This window comes from Bacillus sp. RC51, assembly GCF_044908115.1.
In the GTDB taxonomy this organism is placed as follows: Bacteria; Bacillota; Bacilli; order Bacillales; family Bacillaceae_G; genus Bacillus_A; species Bacillus_A mycoides.
In genome coordinates this window covers 109,113-135,845 of record NZ_JBIYCW010000013.1, presented here as the reverse complement: position 1 = coordinate 135,845, position 26,733 = coordinate 109,113, and the positions used below count along the sequence as shown (strand labels likewise).

Annotated in this window: 28 protein-coding genes and 1 riboswitch; of the genes, 15 read left to right on the top strand and 13 right to left on the bottom strand. The window is 36.9% G+C overall.

Annotation, left to right across the window (positions count from 1 at the left end):
- Positions 1 to 72: 72 nt before the first annotated feature.
- From ABH959_RS22830 to ABH959_RS22820, 3 genes are all read right to left on the bottom strand, one after another.
- Positions 73 to 1,095 (bottom strand): DUF418 domain-containing protein, encoded by a 1,023-nt coding sequence (locus ABH959_RS22830; RefSeq protein WP_404493200.1) that lies wholly within the window; start codon positions 1,093 to 1,095, stop codon positions 73 to 75.
- 136 nt (positions 1,096 to 1,231) lie between these two features.
- Positions 1,232 to 1,381: a hypothetical protein gene (locus ABH959_RS22825; RefSeq protein ID WP_001129345.1), complete on the bottom strand. Its 150-nt coding sequence runs from the start codon at positions 1,379 to 1,381 to the stop codon at positions 1,232 to 1,234.
- A 15-nt stretch (positions 1,382 to 1,396) separates the two neighbouring features.
- Positions 1,397 to 1,660 carry a YtzC family protein gene (locus tag ABH959_RS22820; RefSeq protein WP_002089099.1) on the bottom strand — a complete coding sequence of 88 codons (264 nt, stop codon included), beginning with the start codon at positions 1,658 to 1,660 and terminating at the stop codon, positions 1,397 to 1,399.
- 262 nt (positions 1,661 to 1,922) lie between these two features.
- Between ABH959_RS22820 and mnmL the strand changes: the two genes are divergently transcribed.
- From mnmL to ABH959_RS22800, 4 genes are all read left to right on the top strand, one after another.
- Complete coding sequence (gene mnmL, locus ABH959_RS22815; protein WP_002034421.1) at positions 1,923 to 2,882, top strand: tRNA modification radical SAM protein MnmL/YtqA; 960 nt, start codon at positions 1,923 to 1,925, stop codon at positions 2,880 to 2,882.
- Positions 2,879 to 3,451, top strand: a complete 573-nt coding sequence (gene mnmM, locus ABH959_RS22810; RefSeq protein WP_404493199.1) for a tRNA 5-(aminomethyl)-2-thiouridylate-methyltransferase MnmM — start codon at positions 2,879 to 2,881, stop codon at positions 3,449 to 3,451. The genes mnmL and mnmM overlap by 4 nt, the downstream gene beginning before the upstream one ends.
- A gap of 282 nt (positions 3,452 to 3,733) precedes the next feature.
- Positions 3,734 to 4,408, top strand: a complete 675-nt coding sequence (locus ABH959_RS22805) for an aspartate/glutamate racemase family protein (protein ID WP_404493197.1) — start codon at positions 3,734 to 3,736, stop codon at positions 4,406 to 4,408.
- Positions 4,409 to 4,563: 155 nt separating this feature from the next.
- Positions 4,564 to 5,865 carry a PepSY-associated TM helix domain-containing protein gene (locus ABH959_RS22800; RefSeq protein ID WP_404493196.1) on the top strand — a complete coding sequence of 434 codons (1,302 nt, stop codon included), beginning with the start codon at positions 4,564 to 4,566 and terminating at the stop codon, positions 5,863 to 5,865.
- 152 nt (positions 5,866 to 6,017) lie between these two features.
- Here the strand turns inward: ABH959_RS22800 and ABH959_RS22795 are convergent, their stop codons facing one another.
- Together ABH959_RS22795 and ABH959_RS22790 are read right to left on the bottom strand one after the other, a co-directional pair.
- Complete coding sequence (locus ABH959_RS22795; protein ID WP_404493195.1) at positions 6,018 to 7,082, bottom strand: tetraprenyl-beta-curcumene synthase family protein; 1,065 nt, start codon at positions 7,080 to 7,082, stop codon at positions 6,018 to 6,020.
- Between the two features lie 40 nt (positions 7,083 to 7,122).
- On the bottom strand, positions 7,123 to 7,926 hold the full coding sequence (locus ABH959_RS22790) for an alpha/beta hydrolase (RefSeq protein ID WP_002089108.1): 804 nt from the start codon (positions 7,924 to 7,926) through the stop codon (positions 7,123 to 7,125).
- 74 nt (positions 7,927 to 8,000) lie between these two features.
- Here ABH959_RS22790 and ABH959_RS22785 point away from each other — a divergent pair, with 74 nt between their 5' ends.
- The 3 genes from ABH959_RS22785 to ABH959_RS22775 all read left to right on the top strand — a co-directional run bounded on the left by ABH959_RS22785 (position 8,001) and on the right by ABH959_RS22775 (position 10,344).
- Positions 8,001 to 8,513: a gamma carbonic anhydrase gene (locus tag ABH959_RS22785; RefSeq protein WP_002015678.1), complete on the top strand. Its 513-nt coding sequence runs from the start codon at positions 8,001 to 8,003 to the stop codon at positions 8,511 to 8,513.
- A gap of 145 nt (positions 8,514 to 8,658) precedes the next feature.
- Positions 8,659 to 9,189 carry a phosphatase PAP2 family protein gene (locus ABH959_RS22780; protein WP_002167520.1) on the top strand — a complete coding sequence of 177 codons (531 nt, stop codon included), beginning with the start codon at positions 8,659 to 8,661 and terminating at the stop codon, positions 9,187 to 9,189.
- 12 nt (positions 9,190 to 9,201) lie between these two features.
- Positions 9,202 to 10,344 carry a glycosyltransferase family 4 protein gene (locus ABH959_RS22775; protein WP_404493194.1) on the top strand — a complete coding sequence of 381 codons (1,143 nt, stop codon included), beginning with the start codon at positions 9,202 to 9,204 and terminating at the stop codon, positions 10,342 to 10,344.
- Positions 10,345 to 10,629: 285 nt separating this feature from the next.
- Here the strand turns inward: ABH959_RS22775 and ABH959_RS22770 are convergent, their stop codons facing one another.
- Both ABH959_RS22770 and ABH959_RS22765 read right to left on the bottom strand, forming a co-directional pair.
- Positions 10,630 to 11,232 (bottom strand): molybdenum cofactor guanylyltransferase, encoded by a 603-nt coding sequence (locus tag ABH959_RS22770; protein WP_404493193.1) that lies wholly within the window; start codon positions 11,230 to 11,232, stop codon positions 10,630 to 10,632.
- On the bottom strand, positions 11,229 to 11,738 hold the full coding sequence (locus ABH959_RS22765; RefSeq protein WP_003191949.1) for a MogA/MoaB family molybdenum cofactor biosynthesis protein: 510 nt from the start codon (positions 11,736 to 11,738) through the stop codon (positions 11,229 to 11,231). The genes ABH959_RS22770 and ABH959_RS22765 overlap by 4 nt, the downstream gene beginning before the upstream one ends.
- Positions 11,739 to 11,973: 235 nt before the next feature.
- Here ABH959_RS22765 and ABH959_RS22760 point away from each other — a divergent pair, with 235 nt between their 5' ends.
- Complete coding sequence (locus ABH959_RS22760; RefSeq protein WP_002067722.1) at positions 11,974 to 12,153, top strand: hypothetical protein; 180 nt, start codon at positions 11,974 to 11,976, stop codon at positions 12,151 to 12,153.
- A gap of 6 nt (positions 12,154 to 12,159) precedes the next feature.
- Positions 12,160 to 12,342 carry a hypothetical protein gene (locus ABH959_RS22755; protein WP_002067721.1) on the top strand — a complete coding sequence of 61 codons (183 nt, stop codon included), beginning with the start codon at positions 12,160 to 12,162 and terminating at the stop codon, positions 12,340 to 12,342.
- A 190-nt stretch (positions 12,343 to 12,532) separates the two neighbouring features.
- Here ABH959_RS22755 and metK read toward each other — a convergent pair whose 3' ends face one another.
- Positions 12,533 to 13,732 (bottom strand): methionine adenosyltransferase, encoded by a 1,200-nt coding sequence (metK, locus tag ABH959_RS22750; RefSeq protein WP_002015707.1) that lies wholly within the window; start codon positions 13,730 to 13,732, stop codon positions 12,533 to 12,535.
- A gap of 169 nt (positions 13,733 to 13,901) precedes the next feature.
- Positions 13,902 to 14,023: riboswitch (SAM riboswitch) on the bottom strand.
- 228 nt (positions 14,024 to 14,251) lie between these two features.
- On the opposite strand from metK, the gene pckA reads away from it, so the two are divergent.
- Positions 14,252 to 15,838 (top strand): phosphoenolpyruvate carboxykinase (ATP), encoded by a 1,587-nt coding sequence (gene pckA / locus ABH959_RS22745; protein ID WP_113938150.1) that lies wholly within the window; start codon positions 14,252 to 14,254, stop codon positions 15,836 to 15,838.
- A 296-nt stretch (positions 15,839 to 16,134) separates the two neighbouring features.
- Positions 16,135 to 16,332 carry a hypothetical protein gene (locus tag ABH959_RS22740; protein ID WP_002089120.1) on the top strand — a complete coding sequence of 66 codons (198 nt, stop codon included), beginning with the start codon at positions 16,135 to 16,137 and terminating at the stop codon, positions 16,330 to 16,332.
- Between the two features lie 616 nt (positions 16,333 to 16,948).
- On the opposite strand, the gene ABH959_RS22735 is transcribed toward ABH959_RS22740, so the two are convergent.
- The gene (locus ABH959_RS22735; protein ID WP_002089121.1) at positions 16,949 to 17,332 is read right to left on the bottom strand and encodes an ATP synthase subunit I; all 384 of its coding nucleotides are present in this window, start codon (positions 17,330 to 17,332) and stop codon (positions 16,949 to 16,951) included.
- A gap of 289 nt (positions 17,333 to 17,621) precedes the next feature.
- On the opposite strand from ABH959_RS22735, the gene ABH959_RS22730 reads away from it, so the two are divergent.
- Complete coding sequence (locus ABH959_RS22730) at positions 17,622 to 17,843, top strand: hypothetical protein (protein ID WP_002015710.1); 222 nt, start codon at positions 17,622 to 17,624, stop codon at positions 17,841 to 17,843.
- 28 nt (positions 17,844 to 17,871) lie between these two features.
- Here ABH959_RS22730 and ABH959_RS22725 read toward each other — a convergent pair whose 3' ends face one another.
- Together ABH959_RS22725 and ABH959_RS22720 are read right to left on the bottom strand one after the other, a co-directional pair.
- Positions 17,872 to 18,777: a DMT family transporter gene (locus ABH959_RS22725; protein ID WP_113938151.1), complete on the bottom strand. Its 906-nt coding sequence runs from the start codon at positions 18,775 to 18,777 to the stop codon at positions 17,872 to 17,874.
- A gap of 113 nt (positions 18,778 to 18,890) precedes the next feature.
- Positions 18,891 to 19,214, bottom strand: a complete 324-nt coding sequence (locus tag ABH959_RS22720; RefSeq protein ID WP_002089124.1) for an iron-sulfur cluster biosynthesis family protein — start codon at positions 19,212 to 19,214, stop codon at positions 18,891 to 18,893.
- 332 nt (positions 19,215 to 19,546) lie between these two features.
- Here ABH959_RS22720 and ABH959_RS22715 point away from each other — a divergent pair, with 332 nt between their 5' ends.
- Entirely contained in the window at positions 19,547 to 20,467 is a 921-nt protein-coding gene (locus tag ABH959_RS22715; protein ID WP_404493191.1) for a Nif3-like dinuclear metal center hexameric protein, read from the top strand.
- A 138-nt stretch (positions 20,468 to 20,605) separates the two neighbouring features.
- Positions 20,606 to 21,910, top strand: coding sequence for a collagen-like domain-containing protein (locus ABH959_RS22710; protein ID WP_404493189.1), 1,305 nt, complete (start codon positions 20,606 to 20,608; stop codon positions 21,908 to 21,910).
- A gap of 147 nt (positions 21,911 to 22,057) precedes the next feature.
- On the opposite strand, the gene ABH959_RS22705 is transcribed toward ABH959_RS22710, so the two are convergent.
- A complete protein-coding gene (locus ABH959_RS22705; RefSeq protein WP_113938154.1) occupies positions 22,058 to 23,275 on the bottom strand; it encodes an ATP-binding protein in 1,218 nt (405 codons plus the stop codon).
- 25 nt (positions 23,276 to 23,300) lie between these two features.
- Entirely contained in the window at positions 23,301 to 24,530 is a 1,230-nt protein-coding gene (locus tag ABH959_RS22700; protein WP_113938155.1) for an ATP-binding protein, read from the bottom strand.
- Positions 24,531 to 24,702: 172 nt separating this feature from the next.
- On the opposite strand from ABH959_RS22700, the gene ABH959_RS22695 reads away from it, so the two are divergent.
- The gene (locus ABH959_RS22695) at positions 24,703 to 26,730 is read left to right on the top strand and encodes a catalase (protein WP_113938156.1); all 2,028 of its coding nucleotides are present in this window, start codon (positions 24,703 to 24,705) and stop codon (positions 26,728 to 26,730) included.
- Positions 26,731 to 26,733 lie beyond the last annotated feature (3 nt).

Here is a 26,733-nt window from a genome sequence, read left to right as displayed (position 1 = left end):
CAAGGAATATCGATTTACCGACAAAAGATGAAAATAAAAAAAAGGCTGTTCCACAAAAGGAACAGCCTTTTTTTATTTCTTTAAAGGTGTTACCGTCCAATACGTAATAACACGCCAAATCCATTCTAATGGACCCATTTTAAAGATTTTCATCCAAATCACACTGAAAATAATTTGAATTGCATAAATTGCGATACACACATATAGCGTCTGCATGTACGTTAAGTTTCCTGCAAAATTAAATACACTGCCTGCAATTAAAATCATTGCAGTTTGTCCAATATAATTTGTTAAAGCCATACGACCATAGTATTTCAGTGGCGCTAACAATGCTTGAACTGGTTTTAACTGAAGTAATAAAATTAATGCTCCTACATAGAAAGCTGAAATAATTGGTCCAACTGTAACACCAATTTTTAAAAACTGACCTGCAGCATCCATTGTTCCATCCTCAGTCATAAGTATCATATTTACAAATGGTTCAGCAGGAACATGCCCATATTGATACCATAAAGCTATCACACTTAAAACAAACATAACGCCTGTAAAAATAGCGACTTGCTTTATTTTCGCTGAAAGATTTTCAAATACTTTGTATTGTCCTGCAGCAAGACCTAATAAAATTAAACCTACAGGCAATAATTCCTTAGCCGCCATAATACTAAAAACTATCGTAAGAATAAGACCGATTATTAAATTTATCTGCTTCTTCACTTTATAAAATGGTAAAGTGACTAATCCACAAATTGCGTATAACGCTAGTGCTTCCCCAGGCTGAAACATTTGATGAATCAAACCAAAAATAAATAGTGCAACTAAGCGACGTAGAAATAGAACATATCCATTCTTCCCTTTCGCAATTGCTCTTGTAATGAAGATATAGAATCCTACTCCAAATAAGAATGAAAAGATTGAGAAGAAACGACCTTCTACAAATAAGTATAGAAACCTTTGATAACTTGCATCCACTGTATTAGGGTCTGGAACTTTAATATTAAGTAACGCCAAAATATTTACTAAAATAATCCCCAGTAATGCGAAGCCACGAATGTAATCTAACTCATCAATTCGTTTGTTTGTAATATTGTTCCCCATAATGCAACTCCTTGTCCAAAATTAAATCCTCCCCTACTCTACTGGAAAAGTAAGCTTACAGCTATCGACAAACCTTACAGAAATCTTACATTATTGTCATATAGCAAAATAAAACCAGGTCATATTGCGACCTGGTTTACTCTGATTGCTTTGATCTTTGAGGTTGTCCCTTTTTACTATTACGCTGTTTCACTTGAACAACTGGATCAAGTTCATTTGAAAACTCAGCGTTATGTCCATTTTGCGTTTTTTGCTCTGGATTATTTTGATCTGAACGTTTCGCCATTACATTCACTCCTTATTAGTGCGGTGTAATAATCATTTGATGTTGCAATTGGCGAATTGCCATACGTGCTCTATTTAACTGCTCACGCTGCTCATCATTCGCATGTTGCTGCATAGTTTGTAAGTCGTTATATGCTTGTTCTAATTGTAACTGAGCATCCGAATACTCCATCGTATTGTAATGCTCTTGTCTCATGCCTTGGTCTAATTGTTCTTTCGCATATTCCACCGCTTGTTCTGCCTGTGTAATATACTCTTCAAGTGATTGACGCTCTGCCATAATTGTCCCTCCTTGCTTCAATTCCCCTTTAGTGTGTCCCTTCCATATGAACCTTATGAGTATGTTATAATGGATTTTGTTTCATCCCGCATTAACGGGCAGTAAGACCTCTACCTCAAAATTTGGATGAAACAAAAAAAGGTAGGTGGGAGCTCAACTGCCCGTAAACGCCCGATTCGTTCAACTAATAATCAGTGGGGGGAACAAAACCCCCACTGATTAAAGTTTCACTTTATTTTGACTCGTCTTAGGAGGGAAAGTAATGAAGGTTCAAAACCCTTTTCCATATACAAACGACAATAAACGTTATCATACATGGAATTACCACTTACGAAATGAATTTGGTGAAAAAATCTTTAAAGTTTCATTAGATGCTGGCTTCGATTGCCCGAACCGTGACGGTACGGTTGCTTACGGTGGTTGCACGTTTTGTAGTGCTGCTGGATCTGGTGACTTCGCTGGTGATCGCCGCGATGATGTTATAACGCAGTATCATGAAATGAAAGAAAAAATGCGCTCAAAGTGGAAAGACGGAAAATGTATCGCTTATTTCCAGGCTTACACAAATACACATGCACCACTTGAAGTGTTAAAAGAAAAATTCGAACCGCTTCTAGCAGAAAAAGACGTTGTCGGTCTTTCTATCGCAACTCGTCCAGATTGTTTACCCGACGATGTCGTTGAATATTTAGCGGACTTAAATAAACGTACGTATCTTTGGGTTGAACTCGGACTACAAACTGTTCATGAACGCACTGCAAATCTTATTAATCGCGCTCACGATTATCCATCTTATGTGGAAGGCGTAAATAAATTACGCAAACATGGCATTAGAGTTTGCTCTCATATTATTAACGGTCTTCCCCTTGAAGATTACGACATGATGATGGAAACAACTCGTGAAGTAGCAAAACTTGACGTACAAGGAATTAAAATTCATTTACTTCATTTATTAAAAGGAACGCCAATGGTGAAGCAATACGAAAAAGGACAATTAGAATTCCTTTCTCTTGAAGATTACGTAAGTCTTGTTGTTGATCAACTTGAAATTATTCCAGAAGACGTAATTGTGCACCGCATCACAGGTGACGGTCCACCTGATTTAATGATCGGTCCAATGTGGAGCTTAAATAAATGGGAAGTATTAAATTCCATCGATGCAGAATTTGTACGCCGCGGAAGCTGGCAAGGAAAATATGCAAATGAGGAGAAACAAAAATGAAATTAGAACGTGTATTACCGTTTGCTCGCTCGCTGCTGCAAACGGCTGTTAAAGAAGACGATTACGCAGTAGATGCAACGCTTGGCAATGGACATGACACTTGCTTCCTAGCTGAAATCGTTGGGGATAACGGAAAAGTATTTGGATTTGATATTCAAAAAGAAGCAATCGAAAGCTCTACTATCCGCCTGAAAGAAAAAGAACTTTTCGAACGTACTGTTTTAGTTCATGGTAGTCACGATACACTTCTATCCATATTACCAGACGACGCAAAAGGAAAAGTAACAGGAGCAATCTTCAACTTAGGTTACCTTCCTGGCGGTGACAAGCATATTGTCACAAAACCGAACTCAACAATCTCAGCCATCGAACAATTATTAAGCGTAATGGCACCTGAAGGTATCATCGTTCTTGTCATTTACCACGGACATCCAGAAGGACAAGTAGAACGCGACGCTGTTCTCACATTTGCAGAAGAACTAGATCAAAAAGAAGCTCACGTTTTGCGATACGGCTTCATTAACCAGCAAAATAACCCACCATTTATTGTGGCGATTGAGAAGCGATAAAGTGAAACTTTAATCAGTGGGGGTTTTGTTCACCCCCCACTGATTATTAGCCTTCACCAATCGGGCGTTTACGGGCAGCACGACTCCCACCTAACTTCTTTGCTCCAGCCAAATTTTGAGGTGGGAGTTTTACTGCCCGTTAATGCGGGATAATATATCGACGATTTTACCGATATATCTATTATTCGACACAACATAACAGAAAAAGACGTGCACTCACTGCACGTCTTTTTCTTATTCTCCTATATAATGGATGTATACACTATTAAAGGGGACTAAACAATGATTGGAATACTAGCAGGAATGGGTCCAAAATCAACCGGACCATTCGTCGATACAGTTGTAGCAGGGTGCCAAACAATATATGGAGCAAAGCATGATATGGACTTTCCTCATATGATGATTTATTCGTGCCCAACACCGTTTTATATGGATCGCCCTATTGATCATGCGGCGATGAAAAAAGCGATTATTGAAGGAGCGCAAAGACTTGAAAGTACTGGTGTAGATTTCATCGCAATGCCATGTAATACAGCGCATCTTTATTTCGAGGAATTACAGCGTTCTATTACCATTCCTATTTTGAATATAGTCGATGAGACGTTAAAAGCAATTCCTGAAAATACAAAAAGAGTCGCTCTTCTTGCAACAGAAGCGACTGTTCAATCAGGTATTTACCAAGACGGGATTACAAAACGTAATATAGAATACATTCATCATGAAAAATGGCAGACAATGATTAATCAAATTATTACTTGTATTAAAGGCGGAGAAATTGAGGAAGCTCGCAAATTATGGAGTGTGCTCATTTTACAGTTAAAAGACGAAGTAGATACCGCTATTATCGCATGTACCGATTTGAATGTGGTGGTGAGTGAGGACTTTGTTGATTCCGCTCAATGTCTTGCGAAAGCGGTTGTTAGGATCTATGCATCAAATATAAAAAGGTCTTCATAAACATAGAACACATCCCTTTTGAGATGTGCTTTGTGTTTGATAAAAATCCCCAAAACTTTTAACTTTTTTCACAATTCCTTCAAAGTAATCACACTTAATCTCGCTATATTAAATAAGTAGTTTATTCATATAGGGAAGGTTAGGGGAACTGTCGTATGAAACAAAATCGTTCGCTTCATTATATTTTTTGGCGTTGGCATTTTTATGCCGGGCTTTTTATTACGCCGCTTCTTATTACTTTGTCACTGAGCGGAATTGGGTATTTATTTCGTGAGGAAGTTGAAGATTTCATCTATAAAGATTTATATTTTGGGAAGAGCGCCCAAACAGAATCTATTTCGATGGCTGATTCGCTTTTCTTAACAGAGAAAAAATATCCGCATTATAGCGTGACGAAAATTAGTGAGTTTAATGGGGATTATAATACTAGGCTTACGATTGCTAATGAATATACAGGAAAGCAAAAATTTGTGTATTTAGATAGCAATAATCAAATTGTTGGGGATCAAAATGCAGCTGAAACATTTGCCAATATAATGCGGGAATTACATAGTTCCCTTTTAGTCGGTGGCACTGTCGTCAATTATATTGTAGAACTTGCAGCGTGCTGGACAATCTTTTTAATTGTAACCGGGTTGTATATGAGTATACGCCAATTCAAAAACACACCAGCATCCAATAAGCGAGAAAAAGCAAAACGACGTCATTCTATTATCGGTATTATATTTACAATTCCTCTCGTTCTTTTAGTTGCATCAGGTTTACCTTGGTCAGGATTTATGGGTAACCAAATTTATAAAATCGCAGCGTCGAATGAATCAATCGGATATCCGAAATTGTATATGGCACCACCTGAATCAAAGGTAAAAGAATTACCCTGGGCAATAAGAAAAGAAGCTCCTCCGGAATCAAACTCAAATGAACCAAAAGCAATTTCAGTTGATGAATTACAAAAAGGAATTGAAATAAAGAAGCCATACGTTATCTCACTACCGACTGATCCGAAAGGTGTATTCACTGTTTCGAAATCAAGCGGTTCCGGTATTACGGGTATGGATGTGGCACCAAATGAAGAAATAACAGCTTACTTTGATCAATATAGCGGAGAACTCATTTCGAAAACGGACTATCGTGATTATGGATTATTTGCACAATGGTTCACTTACGGTATCCCGCTTCACGAAGGACATTTATTCGGATGGCCAAATAAAATATTATGCTTACTAACGACGTTATCTTTATTACTTCTTATTTATTACGGAGTAAAAATGTGGTTAGCGAGAAAACCGAAAGGAAAATTAGCAGCACCTCCTAAGCAAAGAGATAAGAAAAGCACATTCGTTTTCTTTATCATGATGGTTATACTAGGCGCTGTCATGCCTTTATTCGGACTATCTGTTTTAGTTATTTTCGCGATTGAACTTCTCATATATGTATTTTCAAAAATACGATCATAGTAAAAAGGGCAGTCCAAAAAATCTAATTTTGGACTGTCCCTTTTTCATTATTGAGCAAAATTGCAACAACACATGAAATTATATCGACTTAACTACAAAATACGACAATAGGAAAAGACCATCCCAAAATACCTTTTGAGATGGTCTCTTCATCACTGCGCCATTTTCTTTCGGTACATCTTCCCGTTCCAGTAGAAGAATCGTGAAGTGAGCCCTCCGTATTTTACAATGCGCCGTGCCATTTTGTTCATATTCTTTTGTGCTGATACTTTTTGATCTGATAAATAAATACCAAGTAATCCTCGGCTTATGAGACGATGAAACTTCGCATGAGGCAAATCACCAATGCTCTTCTCTGCTTCTTCTACAAAATGTTTCATACGATCTAATATAGCTTGCTCGTTTTCATAATAACTACAGAAATTCAAATCTCCTCCGATACGGTCTTCTTCTTGATCGATGAAATAATCAAGTAAAATGTGAAGTCCTTGTACGTAAGGAAAGTATCCTTGTCTAATTTTCACAATATCTTCTTCATGTAATTCATCATGAAATGCATATGCGACAAGACAGAAGATTCCAAGTGTAGAACCGGCACATGCTGAAAATTCAAACCAACTCATCTCTGGTAAGTTTTCTTTATGTGCTTCAAACCATGTTTTTAAGCGTGGTTCTCTTTCTTCTAACTTCACGTGTTTATGAATTTGCAAATCACAATAATAACAAGCAAGTTCATGAAGAACAGGAGCAATTTTGTCATAGTGCTTCGTTTTCTTTAAAACATCTTGGCATGTTTCAACAAGTTCATCTAAATAACCACCATCGTCTTGATCATCACGATAGCGATAATAATTACCGCCACCTTCTACTTCAGGTGATAATGCCATTAACATAGATTCATGCAGTGCGGCAAAATCATTTGGGTCAAGTGATGTACTGCGGTCACATAAATTATCTAAATAATCGCTGATTGTTTGATACGCTACGATAAAACGAATGCATTCCTCTCGGTGCTCATTTGCTAGCAGTGCTAAAATACCACCGCCTTCGCAATGAAACGTTTTATTCTCAATACTTGCGATTGCCTGACTATGAAGCTCATCATTCGGAATATGGTAGGCACGCTCTTTCCACACCGCTAGCTCATGGTGTACTACCGGAAACACATCACGGTATACTTTCGCCATGAGCGTTATGGGATTACTCGGTACGTTCACTTCTTCCTTCATCTCCTCTATTAAATGTACAAATAATAATTTATTTGTTTGTTTCTACTATATTATTGACACGTATTTCAGTAAATGACTGAATATAATTCAAAATTTCATCACGCTCATACTCATTTAATAACTCATGATAACAATTAGGCCACTCCTTATATGCCTTATCACTAATTTTAACATTATCAAACCATGTACGGACACGTGTTTTATCTACAAGTTTATCCTCACACGCCTGCATTAGCAAGAGCGGAACATCTGGAAAATCATCTATTTTCTCATGAGCAATCTCGATAGACTTAATCAATTCACTATACCAACGTACTGATACTTTACGCAAGAACAATGAATCATTCTCCATCGCATCCCTCACTTCATGATTACGAGTTGACATTTCTACAGTGAGATTTGTTGCAAATTGCAATTTTGGAGCAACGACATTTAATATTTTTGAAGCAGCACGAAGCGAAGCGGAAGGTGCAGCTAATACTCCTAAACAAGGTGAGCTTAGTACAATCCCATCTATGTCCTCTCTTTTCGTTTCTTGCATCATACGAATAACGACAAGTCCTCCCATACTATGACCAAATAAAAAAATAGGCAATCTATATTTCCTTGCTTCTTTCACCCATAACTTTATTTCCTTTATGTATTCATCAAATGAGTCGATATGTCCTCTATTTCTTGAAGTGGTTCCGTGTGCTGGAAGATCGCCCATAACGACGTGATAACCGATATGATTCCACATTTCTGCAACTGCTTCATAACGCCCGTGATATTCCATGGCACCATGCACGATAATAATGACGGCTTTCGCTTCCTCCGCTTCATAGTTCCACATACGAAACTCCCCCATTTCACTCTTTTTCATAATTTGATACACTAAAACTAGTCTCTAGGAAAGGAAGGCTTTACATGATATATCCTTACAAAGAAAAAAATCCGAAAATTGCGAGTAGTGCTTTTATCGCTGACTATGTTACCATTACAGGCGATGTGACAATTGGCGAAGAATCTAGCATTTGGTTTAATACAGTCATCCGCGGTGATGTATCACCAACGATAATTGGAAATAGAGTAAATGTACAAGATCAATGTACACTTCACCAAAGCCCCCAGTATCCTCTTATTTTAGAAGATGACGTTACCGTTGGGCATCAAGTTATTTTACATAGCTGCAAAATTGAAAAAGATGCTTTAATCGGAATGGGATCTATCATATTAGATGGCGCTGAAATTGGTGAAGGAGCTTTCATCGGTGCTGGTAGTCTCGTTTCACAAGGAAAGAAAATCCCTCCTAATACGTTAGCTTTCGGTCGCCCTGCGAAGGTCATTCGCGAATTAACAGAAGAAGACCGTAAAGATATGGAACGTATCCGCACACAATACGTTGAAAAAGGACAATATTATAAATCGTTACAAAAGTGATTTTATCGCTGCCATAAGACTGGCAGCTTTTTTTATGAAAAAATCTAACTTTTTCTTTACAAAACCTTATTATCCCCTCAATAAAATCTTATTAAAATAGAAGTTAATAACTCCATATATATGTAAATGAGGGAGGAAAAATCTCATGAAGGTCAGTGGACTATATAAAATAGAATGTTACATCTTCAAAGGAATTAATCGCTACTTTGATCAAAAAACATTAAACATCTTTTTCAGCAATATTACCCATATCGGTGGTGCAAGTTTTTCCATTGCACTTACCCTATTCTTTTTAATTTTCGCAACAGGGAATTTGCATCAAGCTGCAATTGCAACTGCTATTTCTTTGACAATTAGCCATATTCCTGTGCAAATATTAAAAAGATGGTATCCACGAAAACGTCCTTATTTAACAATTCAAGATGCGAAATATCCAGTACAGCCTTTAAAAGATCATTCTTTTCCATCCGGACATACAACGGCTGTTTTCTCTGTCCTCATTCCATTTATTTGCTATAATCCAAACTTGCTTGCTTTTCTATTACCGTTAGCATTATGCGTCGGTATTTCCCGTATTTATTTAGGGCTTCATTATCCGTCAGATGTATTTGTAGGCATGTGCCTTGGCACTTGCTCTGGCATCATCTCTTTTTATCAACTCATTCCACTCATGTAAAGGAGCGATATGATGAGAGTCGCCATATTTACCGATACATTTACACCACAAGTCAACGGTGTGGCGAAAACTTTGGAACGTTTAACTAAATATTTTCAAAAAGAAAATATCGCCTATTCTGTTTTCGCCCCTCAGCATACGGCAGAAGATAATTTCGTAGCGAATGTGAACAAAATGAGAAGTATCCCGTTAACAATATTATATCCAGAATGTCGCTTTGCCTTTCCTACTCCGCGCATTAAGCGGGAACTTCTTGCCTTTAAACCTGATATCATTCACATCGCTACGCCTTTCAATATGGGACTTTGTGGGTTATATTATGCCAAAAAGTTAAATATCCCAGTTGTCGGTTCTTATCATACTGATTTTGACGCCTATTTACGCTATTACAAAATCGAATTTCTCTCCAATATGCTATGGAACTATTTAAGGTGGTTTCATAGTCATATGCAAAAAAACTTTGTTCCTTCTCCTGAAACATTACATCAATTAAAGAAAAAAGGATTTCAACAGCTCTATATTTGGGGACGTGGTGTAGATTGTACTCTCTTTCATCCAACTTACAATAAAGACCTATTCCGAAAAAAATATAATATTACAGCTAAGTATGTCCTTTCCTATATTGGAAGGATTGCTCCTGAAAAAGATATTGATACTCTTCAAACACTTATTCAAACGACAAACAAAGAACGTGACGATATTCATTGGCTCATCGCTGGAGATGGTCCCCTCGCAAAGGACCTGCATGAAAATGTTCCAAAAACAAATGTAACTTTTACTGGATATTTACAAGGAACGGATTTGGCTGAAGCATATGCTTCCTCCGATTTAATGGTATTTCCCTCTCCTACTGAAACATTTGGGAACGTCGTACTGGAGTCACTCGCATGTGGCACACCTGTTATTGGTGCGAATAGTGGCGGGGTTAAAAATATTATTAAAAATGAAAAAACTGGTTTTCTATGTGAGCCAAAAAATGTGGACTCATTTTTATCGTCGATTTATTATTTATTAAACAATGAAGAAAGATTGAAACAAATGGGAGTCGCCGCCTCATCTTATGCGAAATCACAAAGTTGGGATGAAATCTTTCATAATTTACTTAACCAATATGAAGAAGTTCTTCACCAAAACAAAGCAGAACTACTGGCTTAAAACTTAAATAAACTCCCTGCAATGAGGGGCAGGGAGTTTATTACACAATTGAAAATTTTAGTTTAATAAATGGTACACAAGGTGAAACATAACCACTTTTCTATATTAATTATAACAGAATTATACATAACTAAACAGTCTTGTAATAAAAACCCAAAAAGATTAATATATGGTTATACAGTATTTTTACTGTATGATGATTTTAAGAAATTCCCCTTAAAATCAACTTACTCACATACCTTTATACAGTAATTGTTCCCCAATTTCTGTATATCAAAAAACCTTTCATTCATTTGAAAGGTTTTTTTGAGCCTGCACATATTCTTCTTTCGTATTCACATTCATAAACCAATCTGCATTCGCCTGTACCTCTTCACCAGCAATATATTTTACATTACATTGTGATAAAAGCTGGCCCATACTTCTTTTTTCTTCCTGAAGCAAAGCATAAACCTTTTCTTTCACGCGGTTATGATACGCTGCAAGTAACGGTTGTTTTCTTCCATTAATAATAGGGACAACCGCATCATATTCATTGCTCGTTTGCTCTAGTAAAATGGTAAACCATTCATGCGAAACATTTGGCGCATCGCAAGGCATAATAGCGTACCAATCTGCTTCTATATATTCCATTCCTGATACAATTCCAGCAAGTGGTCCATTTCCTTTATAATGCGGAATATCTTCTATAACAGGAACTTGTACAAGTTCCTCTACTCGCTCTTTTATATCAGAATGACTAATGACTACAACTTCTTGTAACGCAGTTGTCATCACTTTCAAAATATGCTCTATAAAAGTACTCCCTTGCCAGCTCGCTAACGCTTTCGGCTCACCAAATCGACTCGACATACCGCCTGCCAATACAATTCCAGCATACTTACTCATTGGCGATGCAGCTCAAATGTAATATGACCTAATTCCGGTAAAATTAATTTATTCATCGCAAGGCGAACTGCCCCGCTAGACCCTGGCATGGAAAAGACAACTTTGCGTCCAATTGTACCACCGATTGCTCTACTTAACATCGCACTACTTCCGATATCTTCTAAGTAACTTATCATACGGAACAACTCACCAAATCCAACAATTTCTTTATCTAATAACACTGACACTGCCTCAATCGTTACATCACGTTTCGTAATACCAGTTCCGCCATTCGTTAACACGACATCAACATCTTCCCTATGATAACCAGCTAACACAGCCTGTTGAATACTTTCTTTATCATCTTTCACAATTTCATAAGAGGTCACTTTATGTCCTGCTTCTATTAATAATTCATGTAATAGTTGTCCGCTCTTATCCGTCTCTTCCGTACGTGTATCGGAAATCGTCACGATTTTGCAGCGCACTTCTTTTGGAGCTTGTTTTTTATGTTCAGTTACGCTCATTTTTCATCTTTCCTTTCCTAAAGACTTTTCTTCATTTTATCATACATATCTTTACACAATTATGTATGAAGCCAATGATGCACCGTGATACAATATAAGTATATACGACCATAAAAAGGAAAATACACTTTCTTATACGCCTGGACTACACACCATTAACTCTTTAAATCCCCTTATATTTTCTACATAGTAGATTTCATTTTAAATTACAAAATAATTTGGAGGTTCACTCACTATGGAACTATACAAAAAATTAACAACAACATTCATCCTCTTATTTGTTGCTTCCATCACTGTCGGTTTTTCTCTAAAAGGAGCAATTCCATACGCTACATTAGTGAGTATTATATTCGCAACGCTATTTTTACTGAGCAGTGCTTTTTGCGCAGGAAAAGCACGCCAACTGAAAGGGTGACCGTCTATGTTCCGTAAGAAACCAATCCTTTGTAAATCATGTGAAAAGGAAATACAAACGTATGAAAAAGCGTGGATTCATATGCCATTTCCGGCAAGTGGTATGACAAATATGAAGAAGTATATTGAGCTAGACGGGGAAGTTTATTGTAGTTCTTGCATTCAAGTAGTAAATAAAGTGAAACTTTAATCAGTGGGGATTTTGTTCTTCCCCACTGATTATTAGTTGAACCAATCGGGCTTTTACGGGCAGTTAGCCTCCTACCTAACTTTTTTGCTTTACAGCCGAATTTTGAGGTGGGAGGCTTACTGCCCGTTAATGCGGGATAAAACCAAATAAAAAAAGCTTTGCGACACGCGCAAAGCTTTTTTTTCATATATTATAGACCAGCTTGCTCTTTTAAAGTAGCTGCTTTGTCTGTACGTTCCCATGTAAGATCTACATCAGTACGTCCGAAGTGGCCGTAAGCTGCTGTTTGTTTGTAAATTGGGCGACGTAAGTCTAGCATTTTAATAATACCAGCTGGGCGAAGATCGAAGTTGTTACGAACTAGTTCTACTAATACGTCTTCAGATACTTTACCAGTGCCTAATGTATCAACTGAAATTGATACTGGTTGTGCTACGCCAATTGCGTATGCAAGTTGTACTTCTGCTTTGTCAGCAAGACCAGCTGCTACGATGTTTTTCGCAACATAACGAGCTGCATATGCTGCAGAACGGTCAACTTTCGTTGCATCTTTACCAGAGAATGCACCACCACCATGGCGAGCGTATCCACCGTAAGTATCAACGATGATTTTACGTCCTGTTAAACCAGCATCACCTTGTGGTCCACCAATTACGAAGCGGCCAGTTGGGTTAATGAAGAATTTCGTTTCTCCATCCATTAATTCTGCTGGAACTACAGCTTTAATTACGTGCTCTTTTAAATCGCGATCGATTTCTTCCCACGTAACATCTGGATGATGTTGTGTAGAAATTACAATTGTATCCACACGTACAGGTTTACCATTTTCATCATACTCAACTGTAACTTGCGTTTTTCCATCCGGACGTAAGTATGATAATGTGTCATCTTTACGTACTTCAGTTAAACGACGAGCTAATTTGTGAGCAAGCGAGATTGGAAGTGGCATTAATTCTTGTGTTTCATTACATGCGAAGCCAAACATTAAACCTTGGTCTCCCGCACCAATTGCCTCAATCTCAGCGTCAGTCATTTGACCTTCGCGTGCTTCTAGTGCTTGGTCAACACCCATAGCGATGTCAGCAGATTGCTCATCGATAGATGTTAAAACTGCACAAGTTTCTGCATCGAATCCGTATTTTGCGCGTGTGTAACCAATGCCTTGAATTGTTTCACGAACGATTTTTGGAATATCTACGTAAGTAGAAGTCGTAATTTCCCCCGCTACCAATACTAAACCAGTTGTTACAGTTGTTTCACAAGCTACACGTGCATTTGCGTCCTTTGCTAAGATCGCATCTAAAATTGAATCAGAAATTTGGTCACAAATTTTATCTGGATGTCCTTCAGTTACAGACTCAGATGTGAACAGATGACGTTTTTTTGTCATGTGGTAAACCTCCCTACAGTAATTGTATATATTGTACGGAACTCATCCTTAATTTGCCACAAACTGCGACATACATTTATTCTCCCACACAAGCATACAGAAAAACCTTTCCTACTTAACATAGAGGAAAGGTTTAATTTGCTACTTGCATACTGCTTTTTGCCCTTTGCTCTTATCGTTCGAGACCGTTAGCCTCGCACAGGTTTTAGCACCTATTCACCTGTATTTACCACTACAAGTGAGGTTGCTGGGCTTCATCGGGCCTGTCCCTCCGCCAGCTCGGGATAAGAGAGTATCCGTCCCAACCTATACTAAAGAAATGATATTCATTTGTCAATTAATATTCACATTTTCCTGAAAGTTTTTCTCAATACCCATAGAATGAAATATTAATAGGAAAATGATACATTCACACAAACAAAAATAAATAAATAGTATACATTATTTATATAATTGTGTTATACTATTGATGGGGATTACGAGAAATATTTCATTAAATGAAAAGGATGGTATATAAATATGAGTACTGTGAATGTCCAAATTGGTTTACATGAATTATTGAACGGAAGCAATGCACAGATTCAATTAAGTGTTCCGCAATTAGTGGAAAAAGTATTAATGCGAAACGAAGGGAAATTAACTTCTACTGGTGCCGTTTCTGCTTCAACAGGAAAATACACAGGACGTTCTCCTAAAGATAAATTTATTGTGAAGGAAGCATCGGTTGCTGACAAAATTGCTTGGGGAGCCGTGAACCAACCGATCTCTGAAGAACATTTTAATAAATTATATATAAAAGTTTTAGAATACTTAAAAGAAAAAGAAGAGTTATTCATCTTCAAAGGATTTGCTGGCGCTGATCGCAACTATCGCCTACCAATTCAAGTTGTTAACGAATATGCATGGCATAATTTGTTCGTACATCAATTGTTTATTCGTCCAAATGAAGAAGAATTAGCAACTCACGAATCAGAGTTCACAATTGTTTCTGCACCAAACTTCAAAGCAGATCCAGCAATTGACGGTACAAATTCTGAAGCATTCATTATGGTTTCATTCGAAAAACGTATCGTACTAATCGGTGGTACAGAATATGCTGGAGAAATGAAAAAATCAATCTTCTCTATTATGAACTTCTTACTACCTGAACAAGATATTCTTTCTATGCACTGCTCTTCAAACGTAGGCGAAGAAGGCGACGTAGCACTATTCTTCGGTTTATCTGGAACAGGCAAAACAACATTATCTGCTGATCCAAACCGTAAATTAATCGGTGACGATGAGCACGGTTGGTCTGATAACGGCGTATTCAATATTGAAGGCGGTTGCTATGCAAAATGTGTAAACCTTTCTCATGAGAAAGAACCACAAATCTTCGATGCAATCAAATTTGGCTCAGTTTTAGAAAACGTTGTCATTGATGGTCAAACACGCATCGCTGACTATAACGATACTACTTTAACAGAAAATACACGTGCTGCATACCCTATGCATGCGATTGACAATATCGTACTGCCAAGTGTTGCAGGACATCCAAATACAATTATTTTCTTAACTGCTGATGCATCTGGCGTATTGCCTCCAATCAGTAAGTTATCAAAAGAGCAAGCTATGTACCATTTCTTAAGCGGTTACACTAGTAAGCTAGCAGGAACAGAGCGCGGTGTTACATCTCCGCAAGCTACATTCTCTACTTGCTTCGGTTCACCGTTCTTACCGCTTGATGCATCTCGTTATGCTGAAATGCTTGGTGAAAAAATCGAGAAACATGATGCGAAAGTATTCTTAGTAAACACTGGCTGGACTGGTGGCGAATACGGCGTTGGTAAACGTATGAACTTAGGTTACACTCGTGCAATGATTCAAGCAGCACTAAGCGGTGAACTTGCTAAAGCTGAAACTGCAAAACACGACATCTTTGGCCTTGAAGTACCTCTTCATGTTCCAGGTGTACCTGATGAAGTATTAATGCCTGAACAAACTTGGGCTGATAAAGATGCTTACAAAGCGAAAGCAATTGAGCTTGCAAACGAATTTAAAGAAAACTTCAAAAAATTCGATAGCGTTTCTGAAAATATTATTAACTTAGGCGGTCCGATCGCTTAATTACAAATTTTCTGTTGGAATAACCCTTTTACTCATATGAATAAGTGTCGTGTAACCGTAAAGTTCCGCGTACTCACCGACAAAACCCAATGCGGCTTAACGGTTACACACACTTACATAAAAAAGAAGCTTACGTTAAAAACGTAAGCTTCTTTCTATATCTTATATAAAGTGAAACTTTAATCCCTTCATCTATTGCATACCAATACCTATAAATTTACAGAAAATTCATTTTATAATCATTCGTTTGTAGTTTCCAATGATATAATTTACATATACAGGAAAGGGTGAGGCCCATGAAAAATTTTTCTCGTACTGGAAAAATTTTATTCAGTTATGGAGCGATTCAAATGTTTTGGGGACTTGTGATGCTTAACGTTAATTTATTTGAGCATACAAGTGAAACGATAAAATACATTATTCTAATTACTGGAATAGTTTGTTGTATTGTATCCAACTTTTTTAAAGAACCTAAGAGTCATACTACTAAGTGATTTCATATTAACTTATTGGAAGCGGAAACCTATATTTTATACAAAGTTACGCTTCCTATTGTACTATCCACCGCCGGATCCCTTATTCCAGAGTAAGCCAATTTTCATTTTAAGTAACCAGATTTTCATTTATACAAATCACGGCTTCGAACATATAAACTATTCCCCCACTCACTACATCCTTCTCGTTTCACATCGCATGGGACTAAAAAAGGATCTGACCGCTTCTATCCACCGCCAGATCCTCTGTTCCAACTTAAAACTTCCCAAGCCCAATTTTCAATTTACATACATACAAACCATGGCTTCGAACACACAAACTATTTCCCCACTCACTACATCCTTCTGGTTTCACATCGCATGGGACTAAAAAAGGATCTGACCGCTTCTATCCATCGCCAGATCCTCTATTCCATCTAAAAAAGTTCCAAACCTAATTTTCAATTGATATACTCGGATTTTCACACATACAAACCACGGCTTCGAACATATAAACTATTATCCCACTCACTACATCCTTCTGGTTTCACACCGCATGGAAACAAAAAAGGCCCTAACCGCTTCTATCCACCGCTGGATCCTCTATTCCATCTAAAAAGAGGCTCTTTTAGCTCTTTTAACCCTTTGTTAATTCTTCTTCATCCTTCATACTATAATACCCTAAATTAATAACGATTAAGAAATAACCACCCAGAATACCTACTGCAAATGCCCACATTACCATATGATGCTCAATTTCGTACATAATAATAGCACCCAAAATTGCAGCTGCAAAGCGATTAAACATACCAAGCGTCGGCGCTTTCGTCTTCTTTACTATACTATCTCCAAGCTTTTCGATACGCCTTCCTAAAATCCAAACACAATACATGCTTACAATAAGTCCAATTCCTGCACCTAGAAAATGTGCTGAAAACGGTGTTAACATCCAGCCTAATAACAGAATACCTAGTAGATAATACGATTGAATTTTAAACGACCTTAATGACATACTAATCATATTGTACTCCCCTTCAATAGTTTTTATCTATCTAACCAAAGCTATATAACTCATTTCTTTCGAGTCCATACTACTAAAAATTCATTTCACTCAAATTTTAAAAACATAAACAGTATGTTTATGTTTTTAAAATGCTTTTAGGAAATAATATTATACAAGATTTCTAATATAGAATCCCTCATAAATGTGACGTTTTTCAAAACATTTTCGTCCAATTATGAAAAAATTGATATCAATCTATGAACATACGGATATGATGTAATAAGCACATAAATAAAGGGGGCGTCTAATGATTTATTTTTTAATGGCTCTCATTCATCTCATTGTTCCTGCACTTATTGGACTTTCATTATATTGGTACATGAAAAAACATAGTATTTTCTATGCTGTCCTCGGTGTTCTTCTTCCAGGTATTATTCTTATTACACTCTTCCGTATTCCTTTTCTTAATTTAATCCCACTTATTACTGCCATTTTATTCCTCGTATTTTTACCAAAAATAAAAAAATAGGAAAGCAGATCATAGGTGATCTGTTTTCCTATTTTGATATAGGTTCTTGCACGATAGAATTAGCTTCTACTTTCTCTGATTTCACAAACCATAAACCGAAGAAAATGATGATTCCACCGATTATTTGTTGAAACGATACATATTCATTTGCCCATACAGCTGCAAATAAAACAGCTACAAGCGGCGTAATATACATATATACCATCGTATGTGACGCACCAATTTTTTGAACACCAACATACCACATGACTAAACCGAATACTGTTACAAAGAAAACAGAATATAGTAAAGCAAATAGTGTCATTCCGTGTGTAATGTGAAATGGCATGACAAATACATGTGGACCACTTAACAATAAAAGCGGAATCGCTCCAACTAATGTCGACCATGCAGTAACACGTAATGCTGAGTATTTTTTAATAAGCGGCCCTGCTAAAACGGGATAAAGTCCCCAACATATTGATGTAATAAGTCCAATCCCATTTCCGTAGAAAGAACTAGCGAGTGAATGCCCTGCTACTAAAACTAATGTAGCACCAATAAAGGCAATCATGGAACCAACTAACTTTCGAGAGGAGAATTTTTCTTGTTTCAAGAAAATCGCAAATAAAGTTGTAAAAATAGGTGAAATAGATATGAGTAAAGAAGCATTTGTAGCGGATGTGTATTTTACAGTTTCCATAAATAACGTTTGATACAGTACAATACCTACAACGCTAACGATGATTAATCTTGGTATATCTTTTCGCTCCATATAAAGTGACTTTTCGATAAAGAACGTAAGTAATAACAGTAGTGGTGCTGCTGTCATCATTCGAACTGCAGTAAACTCAATTGCTGTAAATTCTAAAAGTCCATATTTCGCAATCGTATAGTTAATCCCCCAAATAATAACGACACTTAAAATTAATAATTCAATTCCCCATCTTCTCATGCGCAACCCCCTCCGCAAAGAGAATTATACAGAAAATTCAACCATATGTACATTTCATTATGTGAAAAAATCCATAAGAAAAAGGAGCATATTATATACTCCTTCTCTCTTCATTATACTCGAACATGTAACTTCATATTCGGATTATAAAACTGGCTTGGGCTCTTCAGCTGGAAAGTCCCTCCAACTTCATGCCAATCAACTGTTAATTTATCATCCATAAATACAAGCTTTGTGCGATCTGCAATAAAGTTTAGTACGCTTGATTCGATATCTACATCGCGCTCATCTTTCTCTGAAACGGCTACTAAATCAATAATCCCGCTCATAACACAACCGCAACCTTCATTATCATAAAATAACTTTATATATTTCGTTTCACTTGGAATCGTATCCATAATCTTTTTATATGCTGCCTCTGTTACAGTAACGTACATGTGTTAACCCACATCCTCTCTTCTCGTATCATTTATATATTGTACCACCATTTTTCTTAAATCTTATATACAGAAAATTGAGACTATTATACAATATATGTGGTAAGGGCGCTTATATCACTGATGTTCAAACTACAGTGATATCCCCTTTTATTAGGTCTATTAGGTAGCTTTTTTATTTCTAGCGGAATGGTATTAAAACATATACTTCCCTATTTCCCTGCTATTGGCTGGATTCTAGCTTTTATTTGTTTTATATCCGCTTCTTATTTTGCTATAAAAAATAAAAACAGCTAACAAAGTAAGAATTATCTTAAGGAGGATTATTAAACATGCCAGCCTTAAAAGAAATAGAACAATCACTTAATCATTTATTCCAAATTGAAAAATACGGAAAAGACAGTGCCTTTAGTCGTTTCATTCCAGCTACATATGATCAAATCCAGTTTCCATGGCAACAATTTTTCGAAGCAAATTTTGTTGAGCTATTTAACGGTCTTATGATAAGAGGTACTGAAAATGTAAATACAATCTTTTTAGCTGTGTTCCCGACTGATGATGTTCTCGAAAAATTCATTTCACAATCCATACCAGGTGATTTACTCTTCATGCACCATCCACTTGTGATGGAGTGCGGTGATCCACTCGGAAAATCAGGGCGGGGGTTTATTCCAATTTCATCAAAATATTTGCAGGCAATAAAAGAAAAGAAACTTTCTATATATACATGTCACGGTCCAATGGATTTTCATCAAACATATGGAACTAGCATTTCAATCGCAAAAGCACTACAAGCCAATGTAATTAACGGATTCGCTTACGGGGGGCCAGAAAACGAACCAGCCGGTCTCATTTGTGAAATAGATGAAACAACAACAGAAAAACTCCAAAAACGTCTAAAAAAACTCTTTAACATTCCTTATACAGACCTCGAAGGTAAACAACACGATTCCATCAAGAAAATTGCAATTATCGCTGGCTGCGGCGATGTCGTATCTTTAATGAAAGAAGCAGAAGAAAAAGGTGCTGAAGCATATATTACAGGAGAGATCCATTGCCATATCGACAATGATTACGGCAGACATAAATATTCGCTCATTATAGATTATGTGAAAGAAACAAACATGTCGCTCATCGGTGTCTCACACTCTGCCTCTGAATATTTAGTGAAAAAGACATTGATGTACGATTGGTTTCAAGAGAATTTTGATGTAGATGTTACTCTGATTCCACAGGAGACATGGTGGTTATAAAACTAATAACACCTCCCCTATTTTTAAAATCTATATACACAATACGATCGACCACACAAAAATATAGAATCTACAATATATATATAGTAGTTCTACTTTTAAAACTATATTTTCAAAAATATAGAAAGGAGATAATATATGTACCAACGCAATTGCTTTAGTTGTGACGGTAGACGCAACAGCGGTTCTATCGGCAGTACTGGACCTACTGGCGCTACTGGACCCACTGGTGCTACTGGACCTACTGGCAATGCCGGGTCCGGTTTGCAAAGTACTACCGCTTTTAGTCTAGCAGCCGCTCCTAACTATAAAACGGGACAAGTTGTCACTTACACGAGTAGCGGCTATGTTGTAAAAAAAGATGCACCTCAAGGATTTCCGAATGTGTCTCAAGATTATATCTTATTGGTAGAAGGTGGTCCTACCGGATCTACTGGCTCTACCGGGGCTACTGGCTCTACCGGACCTACTGGGTCTACCGGACCTACCGGGGCTACTGGCTCTACCGGGGCTACTGGGTCTACCGGACCTACCGGGGCTACTGGAGCTACTGGTCCTACTGGTCCTACTGGTCCTACTGGTTCTACCGGAAACACCGGTTCTACTGGTTCTACCGGAAACACCGGTTCTACTGGTTCTACCGGAGCTACTGGTCCTACTGGTCCTACTGGGTCTACTGGTCCTACTGGTCCTACTGGTCCTACTGGTCCTACTGGTCCTACTGGTCCTACTGGTTCTACCGGAAACACCGGTTCTACTGGTTCTACCGGAAACACCGGTTCTACTGGTTCTACCGGAAACACCGGTTCTACTGGTTCTACCGGAGCTACTGGTCCTACTGGTCCTACTGGTCCTACTGGTCCTACTGGTCCTACTGGGTCTACCGGAAACACCGGGCCTACTGGCAGCATTGGACCCACTGGTATTACTGGACCTACCGGAATCACTGGGCACACCGGTAGCAGTTCAGCAAAAAGCATCCTTTTCCAAGGAACTAACGCTGAGTTTCAACGTATAGCAGGTGCTCCAGCAGTTGATTCCAATATTATTCCTTATGTAATTGCTGGATCTGGAAATATAGCTGGTTTTTCTGCATCTATAAATGTAAATAATTTGCCTATAGAAGTTTATACAATTCAAATCTGCACTAATGTCCCAACAAACCTTTCCGCCCCTACCTCTGATCACGTTATATCTACTATTACTTTTACCACTACGGCTAAAATCACTGGAACAATCACATTTACTATTACTCCTTCAGACGTTGGATCACAGCTAGTTCAAGTGTATGACCCTACCCCTTTACCAGGACCTGCCACTGTTATTTGGACTAGTACAACAACTGGAAATCCAGTTTCAAGAGGAGACGCATTATGCCTTTATATTAGCCCTGGGATTACTGACAGTGCTATATACTCTATTTTTCTAATTACCTCTATTTAAACTGTACTCTATAGAAAAAGCTTTAATCAGTAGGGGGATCCCTTCCCTACTGATTATTGGTTGAACCAATTGGATCTTAACGCAAGATAAATTAAAAAACATCACTTTTGATTAAGTGATGTTTTCTATTTATCTCTTACACTATCATTAAATCGGCAACATAATCTCAACAGTTGTTCCAACTCCAACTTCACTTTCAAAGTTCAATTTACCGTGGTGATCTTTAATAATTTTTTCCGTAACTACTAATCCTAAGCCTGTTCCAGTTTCTTTCGTTGTGTAAAAGGCTTCATTTAGCTTCGGAATTTTATCTTTCGGAATGCCGCATCCCTCATCTATAATTTGAACAATGATCACATCTTCCACTATAACTTTTACAGTAATAGTTCCGCCAACTGACATTGCTTCAATCGCATTTTTTATTAAATTAAAAAATACTTGTTTCAATCGTTTTTCATCACATGTAATTGAAGGTATATCTTTACTATAAATAGCATGCATTTTTATCCCTTGTTCTAAAGCTGGCTTTTCCATAACCCTGATAACATAAGAGATGATTTCTTTAATATTATGCGTTTCAGATTCTACCGATTTAGATTTCTCAAACCCATTTAGTTCTGTAGCAATTGTATGAATTCGCTCTACTTCCTGTCTCATAATTTCACTATAAATTTTATCTTCTGGATATTTTTTCGCTTGCTTATTCACAAGTTTTTTCAATTTTTCTAACGGTCTTCTAATCTTATCGCCAATTACTGTCGCCATTTTCCCAACCATTGCTAATTTTTCTACATTTCGTATTTCTTTATCCATCATTTCAAGTGTACGAACGTAAGATTGGAATCTTAAAAATATAATCCAACATATAATAACAAACACGCTATATAATGCTATTGGGATAAGAACAATAAAGGATTGAACAACGAATCCCATAAGTGCATATTTCCCAACAATAGTTCCGGCAACTAACCAAAAGTACCTCTTATTCACAAATATCGGTGCAAATAAAATAAAGAATCCTTCTACTATATTCCCGCCATCAAATTCCGCATCGCTTCCGTAATAAATAATGAAGTTATTAATAAAATCCAATATATTATAGCCAATTAAAATAATATACTTCACAATATACGGATTTTTCCATTTCATAAAATAAAGTCCTATAAAGAATAATCCAACCATCAAACTATATAGCCATAAACCTAATCCTTCTTCAAAAGCATCTGCTAGTTTTTGATTTTTATCTGATAAAAGGACAATAGCTTTTTCAGCAAAATCATACGCAAAAAATATAACGAAGAATAAGCTTAAAAATATTATTAATGCCTTTATCTCTTCTTTTTCAAATATATTGCCTTTTTCCATATGATAACTCCTTTAACAACACCTCTTAATCTTGTGTCACATTGCGCTCACATTTTTTCGGGAGCAGTATTTCTACTCTCGTTCCTTTCTTTACTTCACTAGAAATGTGTAATTCTCCAAGATGCTCTGTCACAATTCGCTCTACTACCGTAAGACCTAATCCAATTCTATCTTGCTTCGTTGTATAAAAAGCATCCTTAACTCGTCCTAAATTATCCTTTTTTATCCCAAAACCACTATCTACTATACTTACTATTACATAATCTCTTTTTTTATTTTCAACTTGTATTTTTAATGTTCCGCCATGTTCCATTGCCTCTAAAGCATTTTTAATAACATACAAAAATACTCCTTTTAATTTGCGTTCATCACATTCAATTTCACTTCTATTTTGCTCTTCATTAAAGGTGCAATTTATATTTAACTCGTTCATTTTTCCGCGCATGTTTTCTACCGCTTGTACTAAAACATCACTTACAATGTGTTTTTCATAAACAGAAGGTTTACATGTAGCAACCTCCATTAATTCGCTAATCATATTATTCATATTTTCGATTTCAAGAATCATTTGTTCATATGTTGCATCTTTTTCGTGTTTCTCTTTTTGTAATTGCGTAAACCCTTTTAATGAAGCAAGTGGGTTTTTAATTTCATGTCCGACTGTCGCTGCCATTTTTCCGATAACCGCCAATTTTTGTGACTGACTTGCCTCTGCAATACGTCCCTTTACTGCTGAAAGATATTGTAAAAATCGATTTAAAATAATAAATGACACGAAAAGTAACACCATATTTATAACAAGAGACATAAACAGGTTAAGTTCTCCAAATACAAATAGGTATATCATATATTTCCCTATAAGGAATGGCGCTAGGACAAATAAATATCTTTTACTCAAAAAGATCGGTACGAAGAAAATGAAAATATATTCAATTACATTCCCTTCATCAAATGCTATTGTATTATGAAAAGCATACCATCCAATATTAAAAGTCTCTGCGATCATGTATGCAAATAAATATGTATATTTAACTAAATATGCTTTTTCTCTCTCAAATAAGTAAACACTAATACCTAATATAGCCATAATATATGCAAGCTTCCATATCCCTTTATGCCAATTTGCTAAAGGCATTGTATCTTCTAATATAATCGCGTATGCAACCTCGTATACAATTAAAATAACATGTATTACCCATAAGAAAATCTTAGCGTTTTTCTTTTCTTCTTTAGCTGATAGAAAACTCTCTTCCACTTCAACACCCCTTCAAAAGAATACCATTTATTATAATAAATGATTTTCATAGACAAACAAAGATAAATTGAACAAATGAGGAAAATCAATCCATAGATAATATACTTCCCCACACCATATGTAAGCATAAAAACCATGAACAATAATACGTATAATATGGGAGGTGCTTTATATGGACGGTCGTGAAAATAAGAAGATAGAACAGTTACAATCCTTTACGAAAAACAATGAAGGAAAAGAGATGACAACGAATACGGGTGTCAAAATTTCAAATGATGAAAACTCTTTAACCGCCGGCGATCGTGGTCCTACACTTTTAGAAGATTTCCTGATGCGAGAAAAACTCGCTCATTTTGACCGCGAACGAATTCCTGAAAGAGTCGTTCATGCCCGTGGTTACGGAGCACATGGTGTTTTTGAGCTATATGATTCTTTAGAAGACTTAACAATGGCTCATTTTTTACAAGACCCATCTAAAAAGACACCTATTTTTATTCGTTTTTCTGAAGTTGCTGGATCAAAAGGTGCAAATGAAACGAACCGAGATGTACGAGGATTCGCTGTTAAGTTTTATACAGAGGAAGGAAATTTCGATTTAGTGGGTAATAACATTCCGATTTTCTTCATTCAAGATGGTATTAAATTTCCGGATCTTATTCATGCCCTTAAACCAGAGCCACATAATGAGATTCCCCAAGGACAAACAGCACACGATACTTTTTGGGACTTTATCGCCAATAATCAAGAATCAGCTGCGATGATGATGTGGATTATGTCGGATCGCGCAATTCCGAGAAGTTTTCGAATGATGCAAGGGTTCGGCGTTCATACATTTCGTTTAGTTAATAAACACGGAAAGTCACGATTCGTAAAATTCCACTGGAAGCCAAAGCTTGGCGTTCACTCGTTAATTTGGGATGAAGCTCAAAAACTAGGCGGCGCTGATCCAGATTATCATCGCCGTGATTTATGGGAAAATATTAATGCTGGAAACTACCCTGAGTACGAACTTGGCGTTCAAATTTTAGAAGAAGAGGACGAATTTAAATACGATTTCGATATATTAGATGCAACGAAAATTTGGCCGGAAGAAGACTTCCCTGTTAAAATCATCGGAAAAATGACGTTAAATCGGAACGTTGATAACGTATTTGCGGAAACAGAACAAGTCGCACTGCACCCTGGAAGCATCGTCCGCGGTATCGATTTTACAAATGATCCTCTCTTACAAGGCAGACTATTTTCTTATACAGATACACAATTAGCACGCGTCGGTACAAACTATCAAGAGTTACCGATTAATCGTCCAGTATGTCCTTTTCATAACAATCAAAGAGATGGTGCGTCTAAATATATAATTGATAAAGGAAAAGTCGCTTACCATAATAACTCTTTAGCTAATAACTCTCCCTTTACTGTACCTGGTACGAAAGGCGGTTTCGTTACATATCCTTCTACTGTTTCTGGACATAAAACAAGAGAAACAGCCGCTAGTTTTAAAGACCATTTCTCACAAGCCCGTTTATTTTGGAATAGTATGAGCCACGTCGAAAAAATCCATATTATGCAGGCCTTTTCCTTTGAATTAGGAAAAGTAAAAAGTAAATCAGTTCGCCAACAAGTCGTAGGTATGATTAGTCATATAAGTACAGAATTAGCTACTTTAGTAGCTGAAGCAGTCGGGGCAACAGTGCCAAATGTTCAAGAATCAAATGTTACAAAATCCTCGCCAGCACTAAGTATGGAACATACAGCATTCAGCCCAAATACATTACGAGTAGGCGTCATTGTCGCAAACGGATATGACGATCAAAACGCAAAATATATTATAAATCAATTCAAACAAGCCGGTCTTCAGCCCGTTATTATTTCCGAACGATTAGGTTTTGTGCAAGGCTCTCAAAATGGACAGTGGGAAGTGAATGATACTTTCTTAACAGGATCACCGCTTCTTTATGATGGGCTACTTCTTATTGGCGGAAATATTAATGATCATTTTCTTAACAAGGCAAGTTCATTCGTCGTAGAATCGTATAATCACTTTAAGCCAATTGGCGCTTTCCAAAATGGAACTACTATTGTTCAATCTTTAAACATCGAAGGAAAACCTGGCGTTATAACAGAACAAAACCCTACCTTACTTGCAAATGAATTTATTCAGGCAATGACAAAACAGCGATTTTGGGAAAGAGCCTATTAAAAT